At 72.7% G+C, this 12,766-nt stretch carries 11 protein-coding genes and 1 pseudogene; 8 read left to right on the top strand and 4 right to left on the bottom strand.

Translation table 11 applies throughout. The features are described from left to right. Positions 1-132 precede the first annotated feature (132 nt). Positions 133-2,304, top strand: coding sequence for a phosphotransferase (locus ACFWJX_RS03350; RefSeq protein WP_383236124.1), 2,172 nt, complete (start codon positions 133-135; stop codon positions 2,302-2,304). A gap of 50 nt (positions 2,305-2,354) precedes the next feature. Here the strand turns inward: ACFWJX_RS03350 and ACFWJX_RS03355 are convergent, their stop codons facing one another. After that, a complete protein-coding gene (locus ACFWJX_RS03355; protein ID WP_383236127.1) occupies positions 2,355-3,320 on the bottom strand; it encodes a zinc-binding dehydrogenase in 966 nt (321 codons plus the stop codon). 103 nt (positions 3,321-3,423) lie between these two features. Between ACFWJX_RS03355 and ACFWJX_RS03360 the strand changes: the two genes are divergently transcribed. The 3 genes from ACFWJX_RS03360 to ACFWJX_RS03370 all read left to right on the top strand — a co-directional run bounded on the left by ACFWJX_RS03360 (position 3,424) and on the right by ACFWJX_RS03370 (position 6,655). After that, positions 3,424-4,041 (top strand): TetR family transcriptional regulator, encoded by a 618-nt coding sequence (locus ACFWJX_RS03360; RefSeq protein WP_383236130.1) that lies wholly within the window; start codon positions 3,424-3,426, stop codon positions 4,039-4,041. Positions 4,042-4,120: 79 nt separating this feature from the next. Next, positions 4,121-6,166, top strand: coding sequence for a HelD family protein (locus ACFWJX_RS03365; RefSeq protein ID WP_383236133.1), 2,046 nt, complete (start codon positions 4,121-4,123; stop codon positions 6,164-6,166). A gap of 21 nt (positions 6,167-6,187) precedes the next feature. After that, positions 6,188-6,655, top strand: coding sequence for an HAD domain-containing protein (locus ACFWJX_RS03370; RefSeq protein WP_383236136.1), 468 nt, complete (start codon positions 6,188-6,190; stop codon positions 6,653-6,655). 43 nt (positions 6,656-6,698) lie between these two features. Here ACFWJX_RS03370 and ACFWJX_RS03375 read toward each other — a convergent pair whose 3' ends face one another. Beyond that, a complete protein-coding gene (locus ACFWJX_RS03375) occupies positions 6,699-7,541 on the bottom strand; it encodes a GNAT family N-acetyltransferase (RefSeq protein WP_383236139.1) in 843 nt (280 codons plus the stop codon). 101 nt (positions 7,542-7,642) lie between these two features. On the opposite strand from ACFWJX_RS03375, the pseudogene ACFWJX_RS03380 reads away from it, so the two are divergent. The 4 genes and pseudogenes from ACFWJX_RS03380 to ACFWJX_RS03395 form a co-directional block, all read left to right on the top strand. Then, positions 7,643-7,864, top strand: a pseudogene (locus tag ACFWJX_RS03380) (SAM-dependent methyltransferase); the annotation flags it as partial. An 87-nt stretch (positions 7,865-7,951) separates the two neighbouring features. Then, entirely contained in the window at positions 7,952-8,404 is a 453-nt protein-coding gene (locus ACFWJX_RS03385; protein ID WP_383236142.1) for a helix-turn-helix domain-containing protein, read from the top strand. Between the two features lie 89 nt (positions 8,405-8,493). Beyond that, positions 8,494-9,156 (top strand): hypothetical protein, encoded by a 663-nt coding sequence (locus ACFWJX_RS03390; RefSeq protein ID WP_383236145.1) that lies wholly within the window; start codon positions 8,494-8,496, stop codon positions 9,154-9,156. A gap of 162 nt (positions 9,157-9,318) precedes the next feature. After that, entirely contained in the window at positions 9,319-9,657 is a 339-nt protein-coding gene (locus ACFWJX_RS03395) for a DUF2516 family protein (protein ID WP_383237317.1), read from the top strand. Positions 9,658-9,711: 54 nt separating this feature from the next. Here the strand turns inward: ACFWJX_RS03395 and ACFWJX_RS03400 are convergent, their stop codons facing one another. Together ACFWJX_RS03400 and ACFWJX_RS03405 are read right to left on the bottom strand one after the other, a co-directional pair. After that, entirely contained in the window at positions 9,712-11,076 is a 1,365-nt protein-coding gene (locus tag ACFWJX_RS03400) for a PP2C family protein-serine/threonine phosphatase (RefSeq protein WP_383236148.1), read from the bottom strand. Between the two features lie 326 nt (positions 11,077-11,402). Further along, a complete protein-coding gene (locus ACFWJX_RS03405; RefSeq protein ID WP_383236151.1) occupies positions 11,403-12,503 on the bottom strand; it encodes an NlpC/P60 family protein in 1,101 nt (366 codons plus the stop codon). Between the last annotated feature and the right edge of the window lie 263 nt (positions 12,504-12,766).

Genomic DNA, 12,766 nt, shown 5'->3' on the forward strand with positions numbered 1-12,766 from the left:
TCCGCAGGCGCGGACGAAGGTTCGGACCACCCGTTCGGCCACTTCGCCGCCGCTCCCGTTGGTTCGTCGCCCCTTGCGGCACTTAACGTTTGCCTTACCCATCCGATCGCGTGTGAGTAACCGGAGCGGCCAGTGGTCGAGCCCTTCGTTCCCCGGGAGCTTCTCGGGGTTCGACCCGCGGGTGACCCGTCGGACGCCCTGTTCCGGCGGTTCGTGACGGTCGCCGAGTCCACTCCCGCGACCAGCGGACACCACAACAGCAACCATGTGCTGCCGTTGACGGAGGACGTGGCGGCGCTGCTGGGGCGGCAGGCCGGAACGCCGGTGACCGTGCGGATCCCGCGCGCCGACGCGCTGCCGGTGGTGATCAGGACCTGGCGGGACGAGGCCGCGATCCTCGACGCGGTCCACGAGGTCCTTCCCCATGTCCCCGAGTGCCTGGTCAGACGGCCGGACTTCGCCGTCCACAGCTATGTGGAAGGCGTCCCGCTCTCCGCCGTCTGCGGGAACGGCAAGCCCGTCGACGCCCTGCTGATCGAGGCACTGGCCGAGCTGCTGTGCCGGATGACCGAGGTACGCCGGTCGGCCCTGCCGCCCCTGCCGGCCGACTGGCCGAGCAACCACACCGACAGCCAGGGCTTCCTGAAGTCCCTCGCACGCCTCGCCGACCGGCAGATCCGCCGCCCCAACTGGGAGCGGTTCGGCGGCCTCTTCAAGGCGCTGAGCATCCCCGAGGACGCCCTGCTCGACCTCGCCGACCGGATCCCCCCGATGGCGCGGCGGCCGTACAGCCTGCTCCACGCGGACCTGCACCGGGACAACCTGATCATGTCCTACGACGGTTCCCCGCCGCTCGTCTGCGTCGACTGGGAACTGGCCACCTACGGCGATCCGCTGCACGACCTCGCCACCCACCTGGTGCGGATGCAGTACCCCGCCGACCAGTGGCCCGAGGTGGTCGAGGCGTGGGCGCGGACCATGGGGCGCTACCGCCCGGCCGCGGTCAACGGCCTCTCCCGGGACCTGCGGCACTACCTCGACTTCGAACGGGCGCAGTCCGTCTACCCGGACATCATGCGGGCCGCGCGCGCGGTCCAGGGCCCCTTCACCCAGCAGAGCCTGGACGAGGTGACCGCGGAGGTGGGCCGGGCCCTGGAGGCGGCGGCGGAACCGCTGCGGCTGAGGAGCGTGCCGTCCCGCGGCGAGATCGAGGGCGCCCTCTTCCGATGGCTGGCGTCACGCGGCGACGTGAGCGGCCGCTCCTGGGCCGCCAAGGTCTACGGCTGGCGGCCGGACCCCCGGCTGCCCGAGCGGGACGGCTTCCCCGCCGCCGCCGTCCGCGAGGCCCTGCTGGCGGAGGGCGCCGCCCCGGCCGACCGCGTGTTCAAGGGCACCGCGCACCTCAACTCCGTGGTCTGGGCGGGGAATCCGGGAGCCCCCGTGGTCGTCCGGCGCAAGCTGCCGAACGTCACACGGCGGGAGCCGAGCTACCTGAGCGAACACAGGGTCCTGGAGGCCATCCAGCGGTCCCGGGCGAGGGTCGCCGCGCCACGGGTTCTCGCACTGGGCGAGAGCTACCCCAACGAGCCGTTCGCGATCCACACCTACGTCGGACCGCCCAGGCACCCGGTGCACGGACTGCTCCCGCACGAGGCGGACGCCCTGGTCGACCAGCTGTGCGAACTGACCACGGTGGACCACAGCCTGGTCGAGCCGGGTGCCGACAAGGTCGACTTCCACCGATGGCTCACGGAACAGCTGGTCGGCCTGGTGCGCAGCCTGCCGAAGGAGTCCCTGCAACTGGCCCGGATCCTCGGCCTGCCCGACGACGAGCGGCTGCGGGAACTCCTGTCCCGGCACCGGCTGAGCCGCCGGGAGCCCGCCCTGCTGCACGGCGACCTCAACCCGTGGAACCTGGTCCGGCGCCCCGACGAGCTGGCGCTCACCCTCATCGACTGGGAGATGGCCCTCGTCGGCGACCCCCTGTACGACCTGGTCCGGCACATGCATCTGACCCCGACCAGACCGGAGATCAGGCAGCGCATGTTCTCGCGCTGGGAGAGCAGGCTGCCCGCGGAGTACACGCGGGACTGGCGCGCGGACTGGCGGGTCTACCGGTGGATCGAGATCGTCCGCTCGGCCTACATCGACCTCGACCGGCTGCGGACCGGCGCCGGCCTGGACGCCCCCAACGTCCGCCGCGCCGTCGCCTCCTACCCCGAGACCCTCGCCGCCGCGACCGCCTCCCTGGGCCTGCCCCTGCCGGCGACCGCGAACCCGTTCCTGGCGCGGGCGTTGGCGTAGCGGGTCTCGGCCCGTGGCTCCCCTGTCGTGGCTCGCGCGTCGGCGGAGCCTCACGCCTTCAGGAGCACCTTTCCGACGAGCTGCCGTCCCTCGATCGCGGTGTGTGCGGCCGCCGCCTCCGTCAGCGGGAAGTCCCGGCCCACCACCACCCGCAGCCGTCCGGCCGCCGCCTCCTCGAGGGCGGCCGTCCGCAGCCGCCGTACGTCGGTCTCGTCGAACTGCACGTCGGCGATGCCGAAGAGGGTGACGTTCCGTTGCTTCGCCTCCTCCGGGTCCACGGGGGCGAAGCCGCCGGTCGGGGCGCCGTGGGCGGAGAAGCGCCCGCCGTCGGCGGCCAACGCGAACGCCTGAGCGCCGAGTTCGCCTCCGACGCCGTCGAGGACGACGTCCGCGCCGGAGCCGTCGAGGGCCGCCCGTGCCGTCGCGGGCCACCCCTCGGCCGAGATGTCGACGACCGCGTCCGCGCCCAGTTCCCGCACCAGCGCGGCCTTGCGCTCACCGCGCACGCAGGCGACGACCCGGGCGCCGCGCGCCTTCGCCGACTGCACCAGCAGGGTTCCCATCCCGCCCGAGGCGCCCAGGATCAGGACCCGGTCGCCGGCGCGGACGCCCGTGACGTCGAGGATGCCCTGGGCGGTCACCCCGTCGTGCACCAGGGCCGCGGCCGTTCGCAGGTCGAGGCCGTCCGGGACCGGGCTGAGAGAGGTGACGGCGGCGGTGGCCCGCTCGGCGTAGCCGCCCCGCACGAACGATGTCACCCGCCGGCCCAGCCAGCCGTCCGCCACCCCCGCGCCGACCGCGGCGACCGTGCCGGAGACGCCGCCGCCGGGGACGTACGGCGGCTCGGTGTCGAAGTGCTCGCGGCCCCAGCCCGCGCGGATCTGGGTCTCCACGAAGATCGTGTCCACGTGGTCCACCTCGATCAGGACCTCGCCGGGTCCGGGGACCGGGTCGGGCAGGTCTGCCGTCTCCAGGACCTCCGGTCCGCCGAACGCCTTCACCTGTACCGCTCGCATGACAACTCCCGTCGTGAACCGTATGCGTGTGCATCCACAGGCTCCGACCTCAACCCGAGTTGAGGTCAAATCGTCTCTCCCGGCCGGCCCGTAGGCTCGCCCCATGAGTGAGACCGGGCTGCGTGAGCGCAAGAGGCAGCGGATGTACCAGGAGGTGTCGGACATCGCCGTCCGGCTCTTCGTCGAGCGGGGCTTCGACGCGGTGTCGGTCGCGGAGGTCGCCGCCGCGGCCGAGATCTCCAAGCCGACGCTGTTCCGGTACTTCCCGGCGAAGGAGGACCTCGTCCTGCACCGGTTCGCCGACCACGAGCGGGAGGCGGCCGAGGTGGTCGCCGCGGGGCGGGCGGAAGGGGTCGCGCCGCTGGCCGCCCTGCGCCGGAACTTCCTCGACGGGATCGCCGCGTCCGACCCGATCACCGGCGTCAACGACCACCCCGAGGTCCGCTCCTTCTGCGCCCTCCTCTACGGCACCCCCGCCCTGGTCGCCCGCCTCCACGCCTACCTGGAGCGGTCGGAGGCCGCGCTGGCGGAGGTCCTCGGCGGCGACCTCGACGCGCGGCTCGCGGCCGGGCAGATCGTCGCCGTCCGGCGGATCCTCGCCCAGGAGAACTGGCGGCGGATCGAGGCGGGGGAGCGGGTGGCGGACGTACGGCCGGTGGCGACGGCGGCGGCGGAGCGGGCGTTCGCGGCGCTGGCGGCGGGGCTTCCGGAACTGGTCTGAACGCCCGGACGCCCCCCTGCACAATCTGAGGCTCGGTAAGAAATTTAACTCGGTTACGTTATTCGGGTAGCCTGCCCGTATGACGTCACCCGACCCCGCCCCGAAAGAGCCGGCCGACCCCCTCCGCGACTCCCTCCGCCGGGAACGCGCCCACCACGACGCCTGCCGCGCCGCGCTCGCCGCGATGCGCGCGGGCGCCGACCTCCAGGTGGTCACCGGCGAGGACGTCTCCGCCTCCGGTGCCGACGCGGAAGTCCTCGGACACCGGCTGCGCAGCCAGGCCAAGGCCCTGCACGAACTGCCCGACGGGCCCCTCTTCTTCGGCCGGCTCGACTTCGCCGAGGGAACCGGCGGCGAACACGCCGGCCTCGCCCACCACATCGGCCGGGTCCGCATCAGCGAACACCCGGCCGTCCCGCCCCTCGTCGTCGACTGGCGCGCGCCCGTCTCCCGCGCCTTCTACCAGGCCGGCGCCCGCGACCCGCAGGGCGTCGCCGTCCGCCGCCGGTTCGGCTGGGCGCCTGGCAGCCGGGGCGACTCCGCCGACCTCACCGGCCTGGAGGACGAACACCTCGGTCGCGGCGAGTCCCGGGAGAGCGACCTAGTCGCCCGCGAGATCGAACGGCCCCGCGTCGGTCCCATGCGGGACATCGCCGCGACCATCCAGCCCGAACAGGACGACCTCGTCCGCGCGGAGCCGTCCGCCTCGGTGTGCGTGCAGGGCGCCCCCGGCACCGGCAAGACCGCCGTCGGCCTGCACCGGGCCGCCTACCTCCTCTACACCCACCCCCAGCGCGTCCGCCGCGGCGGACTCCTCATCCTCGGCCCCAACCGCACCTTCCTCTCCTACATCGCCGAGGTACTGCCCTCCCTCGGCGAGACCGGCGTACGGCAGTCGACGCTCTCCGACGAGATCGCCCGCCACCCGGTCACCGGCACCGATCCCGAGCCGACGGCCGTCGTCAAACACGACGTCCGCATGGCGGAGGTACTGCGCCGGGCCCTGTACGCACGAGTGGACGCCGCCGCCGCGGACGACCTCACCGTGGCGGAGGGCTCCAACCGCGTGCGGGTCCCCGGCGCCGAGGTCACACGGATCGTGACGGATGTGCTCGCTGAGCAGCCGCCGTACGAGGTGGGGCGCGAGCGGGTGCGCAGCCGGATCGCGCGGCGCCTCCAGGAACAGGCCGAACGGCACAGCGGTACCCGCCCGGCCGCCTGGCTGCGCCGCACGGAACGGTCCCGTCCGGTGAGCGCCTGCCTGGACGCCGTATGGCCCAGGGTGAGGCCCGAGGAGGTCGTCGCCGCGCTCCTCGGCGACCCGGCCGAGTTGGCGCGGGCCGCGGACGGCCTCCTGGACCCCGGCGAGCGCGAGGCCCTGCGCTGGCCCCGCCCGCCGCGCTCGTACCGCTCCGCGCGCTGGTCGGCGGCCGACCTCGTCCTCCTCGACGAGGTGGCCGGCCTGCTGGCCCGCCCGCAGGGGTACGGCCATGTCGTCGTCGACGAGGCGCAGGACCTCTCCCCGATGGAGTGCCGGGCCATCGCCCGCCGGGTGCCGTTCGGTTCCCTGACGGTCCTCGGCGACCTGGCGCAGGGCACCACGCCGTGGGCCGCGCGCTCCTGGCACGTCCAACTCGCCCACCTGGGCAAACCCGAGGCGAGCGTGGTCCCGCTGACCATCGGCTTCCGCGTCCCCGGCGCGGTCCTCGCCCTCGCCAACCGGCTCCTCACCCGCCTCGGCACCGATGTGCCACCCGCCCGTTCCCTGCGCCGCGACGGCGCACTCCACGTCCGGCGGGCCGACGGCGACCTCCCCGCCGCGGTCGTCTCCGCCGTACGCGAGGCCCTCACCCACGAGGGTTCCGTCGGCGTCATCACCGCCGACGCGGACACCCCGCGCATCCGCCACGCCCTCAGCACGGCGGGCCTCGACACCGACCCCCGCCTGACGGCCGTCCCGGCGACCCTCGTCAAGGGCCTCGAGTACGACCATGTCGTCGCCGTCGAACCGGCGGCGATCGCCGAGGCGGAGCGACGCGGCCTGAACCGGCTGTACGTCGTCCTCACCCGTGCGGTGTCCCGCCTGGACGTGGTGCACGGGCGGGCGCTTCCGTGGGAGGGGTGAGGCGGGGCATCCTGGCGTCCGATGCTGCTCTTCCTCGACGTGGACGGCCCGCTGATCCCGTTCGGCGGCCCTGACCCGTACCCGCTGTACGGCCCGCACGCCGCCCACCCCCTGCTCCCCCGCCTGGACCCGGCCCTCGGCCCCCGGCTGCTCGCCCTCGGCTGCGACCTGGTGTGGGCGACGACCTGGGGCGAGGACGCGAACACGGTCGTCGGCCCGTGGCTGGGTCTGCCGCCGTTGCCGGTGCTGGACCTGAAAGAGGGCCCGTCCGTCCCCGGCGTCCACTGGAAGACGCGGCCCGTGCTGTCCTGGGCGGCGGGCCGCCCCTTCGTCTGGCTCGACGACGAGATCACCCCCGCCGACCGGGAGTACGTCGACGCCGACCACCCGGCCTCGGCACTGCTGCACCGCGTCGACCCCCGGCGGGGCCTGACTCAGCCGGACCTCGAGGCGGTGGAGGCCTGGCTGCCACGGCCTCCGCTCACGTGAAGCCGTAACTCACGTGAAGCCGTAACTCACGTGAAGCCGTAGCTCACGTGAAGTCGTACACGACGAAGTCGGTGACCCGGACGTACCCGAGGCGCTGGTAGAGGGCGTTGCTCGTGGGATTGGCCGCGTTCGTGTACAGCACGACCTCCTTGGCGCCCGCGGCCAGCGCGGCCCGGCTCACCTCGACCGTCACGGCACCCGCGTAGCCGCGACCGCGCAGGTGGGCCGGGGTGTAGACGGGGTCCACCCGGACCTGGCCGCCGACCAGCGGGTTGGCACCCGCCATGGAGACGGGCGTACCGTCCGGGGTCTCCCAGTAGGTGTAGCGCTTCTCGGCGAAGCGGGTGCCGCCCCAGGAGTCGGCATCGATGGTGACGTCCTCCCCGACGTCCGCGGCGAACTCACGGCACCAGCCCATCAGGTGCTCGTGTTCCCGCTCGCCCACGAGTCGGCCCCGTCCGGCGGGGACCGGCTCCGGCGGGGTGAGTGCGCCCAGGCGGTACAGGTGGAGCCGGACGCGGGGCGACGGCGTCGCGCCCGTGTGCCGCTGCCAGGCCTCGGCGAAAGCGGTGGCGGTGCTGTCGTCCGCGGTGACCCAGGGCAGCGAGTGCCCGAGCGCGACCAGGTGGGCGGCGAGGGCATCGGCCTGCTCGGGAGTGAGGGAGGTGACGCTCAGGCCGCGGGACGGGAAGCGGTAGAAGGTGGCGCCGACCTCGCCTCCTCGCTCCAGCCGCCCGAACACGGCGCCCTCGGTGCCCTGCGTCCGCAGCTTCTCGGTCACCGACAAGGCAGTGGTGTGCAGGGCGGGGCGCGAGCGCAGGAAGTCTCCGGCGCGGGCGAGGAATTCGTCGACGTCTTCGGTGAGTTGCCAGTCATCGGTGCGCATGCCTCATCCTCGCGCGGGCCACTGACAACGGCCGTCCCCCTCATCGGGGCCGCCCGCCCGCAGCCGGTCAGCGGCGGCGGAACCTTCGGGGCCGTTCCGGAAGCGTGCCGCTGGTGACGTTCCGCTGGACGTATGTGTTCGCCGCGGACGGGAAGGTGCTGACGTCGGGTTCCACGCTGCGCTTCCGCGAGCGGCGGGAGGTCGGGGCGGAGCTGGCCGCGCAGGGGTATGCGGTGGAGGACGTACGCGACGCTCCTGACCGGCCGGGCAGGGAGTTCGTCTTCGTCGCACGGCGTCCTGGTCCTGGGGCGGACGGCCGTTGAGCGGATCGGGTGGTCTTCGGCGTGGCGCAGCGCACTTTTGCAAGCGGGTGCTTGCAATTGTTAGCGAGAGTGGGGCACTGTGGAGGCATGGCATCGCTCAACGTCGGCAATCTCGGTGAGTATCTGCGCGAGCAGCGGCGGAACGCCCAGCTCTCGCTGCGGCAGCTCGCCGATGCCGCCGGGGTGTCCAATCCGTACCTGAGCCAGATCGAGCGAGGGCTGCGCAAGCCGAGCGCGGAGGTGTTGCAGCAGGTCGCCAAGGCGCTGCGGATCTCCGCCGAGACGTTGTACGTCCGGGCCGGCATCCTCGATGCCGAGCGCGACCGGGACGACGTCGAGACGCGGGCCGTCGTCCTCGCCGATCCCACGCTGACCGAGCAGCAGAAGCAGGTGCTGCTCCAGATCTACGAGTCCTTCCGCAAGGAGAACGGGTTCGTGGGCGGCGACGGCGCGGTGGACGCCCAGCGCGGTGAGGACGCCGTACCCGGCACCCGCACGGTCGGCGGCACCGACGCCGATCCGCAGCAGACGGCCAGTTGACCGGACCAGGGGACCGGCCGCCCGACTGCGGACCCGCACCAACCGACATCGACGAACACGACGAACGCGAATACGGGAGGACCATCACCATGGCCATCAGCGACGACCTGCGCAAGACCTTCAGCGACCCCACCCCGCTCTACTTCGCCGCCGGCACCGCCGACCTGGCTCTCCAGCAGGCGAAGAAGGTGCCGGGCCTGGTGGAGCAGCTGCGCACCGAGGCGCCCGCCCGCTTCGAGGCCGTCCGCAACACCGACCCGAAGGTCGTCCAGGAGCGGGCCGCCACCCGCGCCAAGGAGGCCGGCGTGAAGGCGAAGGAGGCGCAGGAGACCTTCCAGACGAAGGTCACCGAGTTCATCTCCTCCCTCGACGGCGACATCAAGAAGCTCGGCACCACGCTCGACGCCGACCTGAAGAAGTTCGGCGAGTCCGCCCAGGACATCGCGCTGCGCAGCGTCGGCGTCGCCGCCGAGTACGCCGTCAGGGCCCGTGAGACCTACGAGAAGGTCGCCGAGCACGGCGAGCAGGCCGTGAAGACCTGGCGCGGCGAGGCCGCCGAGGACATCGAGGAGCTGGCCATCGCCGTCGAGGGCAAGGACCAGCCCGCGGCCGCGGCCAAGCCGGAGCCGGTCGCGGTCAAGGACGAGCCGAAGCCCGCCGTGGCCGACGCCGAGACGAAGACGGCCCCGGCCAAGAAGGCCCCGGCCGCCCGCAGGCCCACCGCGAAGAAGACGACGCCCCCGGCCAAGTGAGACCGGCGGCGGACACGCGGTACGGATCCGGAAACGACGACGGGCCGGGCACTCGGGGAGTGCCCGGCCCGTTGTACCGGATAGTGCGAGCGCGGTTGCGGGTACGGTGACCGCGTAAGGACGAGCCATGTCGTGCCGAGTCGGGTGGTGGACGTAGTGCTGATGGAAGGTTTCGCGGGGTTCATGTCTCTGCTGAGCCTGGCCCTGATCGTGTTCAGCGGCTTCGCTCTGTTCGACGCGGCCATCCGCCGCGAGGACGGCTTCCGGGCCGCCGACAAGAAGACCAAGCCGTTCTGGATGATCATTCTCGGCATCGCCTTCGTGGTGAGCCTGATCTTTCCCATCCTGTCGTTCCTGCCGATCATCGGCCTGATCGCGAGCATCGTGTACATGGTCGACGTCCGGCCCGCCCTGCGCTCCCTGCCGGGCGGCGGCCGCAGCAGCAGAGGCGGCGGCTCCAGCAGCGACGGACCGTACGGGCCGTACAACGGCGGACGCTAGCCGCGCCCCCGTCAGGCTCCCGGACGCCAGCCGCCCCCGTCGGGCTCACGGCGCCTACGGCACCCGGTCCAGCAGGACCACCGCCACGTCGTCCGTCAGCTCGCCGCCGTTCAGGTCGCGGACCTCGTTGACCGCTGCCCGCAGCAGATCCTCGCCGCTCAGCCCGGCCGCGAGCTGGCGGCGGATCATCTCCACCATGCCGTCCTGGCCCAGCCGCTCCCGGCCCTCCCCGATGCGGCCCTCTATCAGTCCGTCGGTGTAGAGCATCAGGCTCCACTCCGCACCCAGCTCGACCTGCATGCGCGGCCAGCGGGCGCCCGGCAGCAGCCCCAGCGCGGGGCCGTTGTTGTCGTACGGCAGCAGTCGGGCCGGCTGGTCGGGGCGGGCGATCAGCGGCGCCGGATGACCGGCCAGGCACAGGCCGGCCCGTCGGCCGTCGGGCGCGATGTCGACCGTGCACAGCGTCGCGAAGATCTCGTCGTCGTCGCGCTCGTGCTCCAGCACCTGCTGGAGCGTGTTCAGCAGCTGGTCACCGCACAGCCCGGCCAGCGTCAGCGCCCGCCAGGCGATCCGCAGCTCCACGCCGAGCGCCGCCTCGTCCGGGCCGTGCCCGCAGACGTCGCCGATCATCGCGTGGACCGTACCGTCCGGGGTGCGGACGGTGTCGTAGAAGTCGCCGCCGAGCAGCGCGCGTGAGCGGCCGGGGCGGTAGCGGGCGGCGAAGCGCAGCGGGGAGCCCTCCAGCAGGGGTGTGGGCAGCAGGCCGCGCTCCAGGCGGGCGTTCTCCTGCGCGCGCAGCCTGCCCTCGGCGAGCCGCCGCTCGGCGGTGTCCGACCGCTTGCGCTCGACGGCGTACCGGATGGCGCGGCTCAGCAGCCGTCCGTCCAGCTCGTCGCGGAACAGGTAGTCCTGGGCGCCGACGCGCACCGCCTCCGTGCCGCGCTCGGCGTCACCGGACGCGGTGAGCGCGAGCACGGCGTGCCGGGGTGCCAGCTCCAGGACATGCCGGAGTACGGCCAGCTCGTCGTCGGCGGCGCGGCCGGGTGCCGGCAGGGCGAGGTCCAGCAGGATGCAGTGGACGTCGTCGGTGAGCAGCCGCTCGGCCTCCGTGAGGTTGCGGGCGGTGCGCATGCGGATCGGCTTGCCGGCCGAGTCGAGCAGGTCGGGCACGATCGGGGCGGCCGTGGGGTCGTCCTCGATCAGCAGCAGTGTGAGGTTGGTGTGGGCGGCGGTCACGTCGTGGGGGACGCCGTCGCCGGGCGTGGCGTTGTTCTCGGCCGTCGCTTCCTTGCGACCGTCGGTCCGGTCGTCCGTGCTCGGGGTCCCTTCGGTGAGGGGACCCCCGGCTGCGGGCGCGGCCTGCGCCTGACCACACTCCACGGCCGGGATCGCTCTCTGCCGCGGTACGGGTACGGGCATCGTATTGGGTTCCTTCCCTCCCCCCGAGGGCATGGCGGGGACGAGGGACCTCGACCCACCGACGGGGACCATAGCGGCAGAAGGCGCCGCAGCGGAATGGTGTACGGCACGTCGCTTGATCTCTGGCCAGCGTCATATGCCGCGTTCCCTACCGCAGTTGGGCAGTGCGGTACGAGGGCCGGGATGACGAAGGTCACGTCCCTACGGGGTTTGGCGCCAGGGGGACGTGCCGTGCGTCACGTGGCCGTGGTCACGCGGGTGGTACGGCGGGCGGTACGACGGTTCGGTGACCGCCCGCTGCCGTACGCGGACACCCATCCGGTGTCCTATGCGCCGGGCCGCACCACGCCGAGGATCGGCATCGAACCCGCCCCCGCGAGCGTGACCGTCCGGCCGGGGCGCGGGGCGTGGACCATCGTGCCGTCGCCGACGTACATCGCGACATGGCTGGCGTCGTCGAAGTAGATGATCAGGTCGCCGGGCCGCATGTCCTTGACGGCGACCTGCTTCAGCTGCCGCCACTGCTCCTGGGAGGTGCGCGGGATGGTGACACCGGCGCCGGCCCAGGCTTGGGAGGTCAGGCCGGAACAGTCGAAGGTGTCCGGGCCCTCGGCGCCCCACACGTACGGCTTGCCGATCTGCGCGGTGGCGTACCGGACGGCCTGCGTGCCTTGCGCGGTGGCCTTGCCGCTGGTGGCGTCGTCGAGTATCCCGGTGTCCAGCCACGCGGTCTGCGCCCTCTGCGCGGCCTGTTCCTGGAGCCGGGCGAGGCGTTCCTTCTCCTCTTTCTCCAGCGTGGACTCGAGCTTCTCGGCCGCCGCGATCTGCTTCTCGATCTTCTTCTGGGCGGTGGCCTTGGCCTTGCGGTTGTTCTCCAGCTTCTGCCACTGGGCGGAGGCGTCCTTGGTGTACTGCTCCAAGTCCTCCTGGGTACGGGTCATTTCGCCGAGCAGGCCCTTGGTGGCGCGCTGACCCTGGATCACCCGGCCCGCGCCGTCCAGGAAGTCGCCCGGGTCGTCGCTGAGCAGCAGTTGTGCCTCGTCGGGCAGGCCGCCGCCGCGGTACTGGGAGCGGGCCGCGGCGCCGGCGCGGTCCTTGAGATCGTCCAGCTTCTCGCGGCCCTTGACGATCTTCTTCGCCAGTTCGACCAGCTCCGCCGACTGCTTCTTCGCCTGCTCCTCGGCCGCGTTGTAGGCGTCGGTGGCGACGGCGGCGTCGTGGTACAGCTCGTCGAGCTTCTCGCGGACCGCCTCGAGATCCTCGTTGGTCGCGGGCGGTGCCGTCAGGTCGGGGGCCGTCGTAGGGGCCGTCGACGGGGCCGGGGTGGGACTCGGACTCGCGAACGCGGTGCCCGGTACCGCCAGGACGGTGACCGCGCAGACCACGGTCACGGCCGCCGCGAGCAGGCTGCGCTTGCCCGAACCCATAACGTCCCCCAAAGCTGATTTACCGTCAGTAACTTATGGTCACCCGGGGGATCGTGCCACGCCACGACGGAAAACGACAGAGGCAGTCCTTCCCCCCGCTCCCGCCCCGACATGACGATCTCCCCTTCTTTGTGACGAACGCCTCACGGGGATCGTTCCCGAGGCCGGGAGCAGTTGGAGGTGCCGGAGGTGAACGAGGCGTCTCCGGAGAGGGATTCCGCGCGAGTTCCGCACCCGCGGCGGTCTTGTGTCCGCGGCCCGGC

The sequence above is a fragment of the Streptomyces sp. NPDC058335 genome, from assembly GCF_042723915.1.
In the GTDB taxonomy this organism is placed as follows: domain Bacteria; phylum Actinomycetota; class Actinomycetes; order Streptomycetales; family Streptomycetaceae; genus Streptomyces.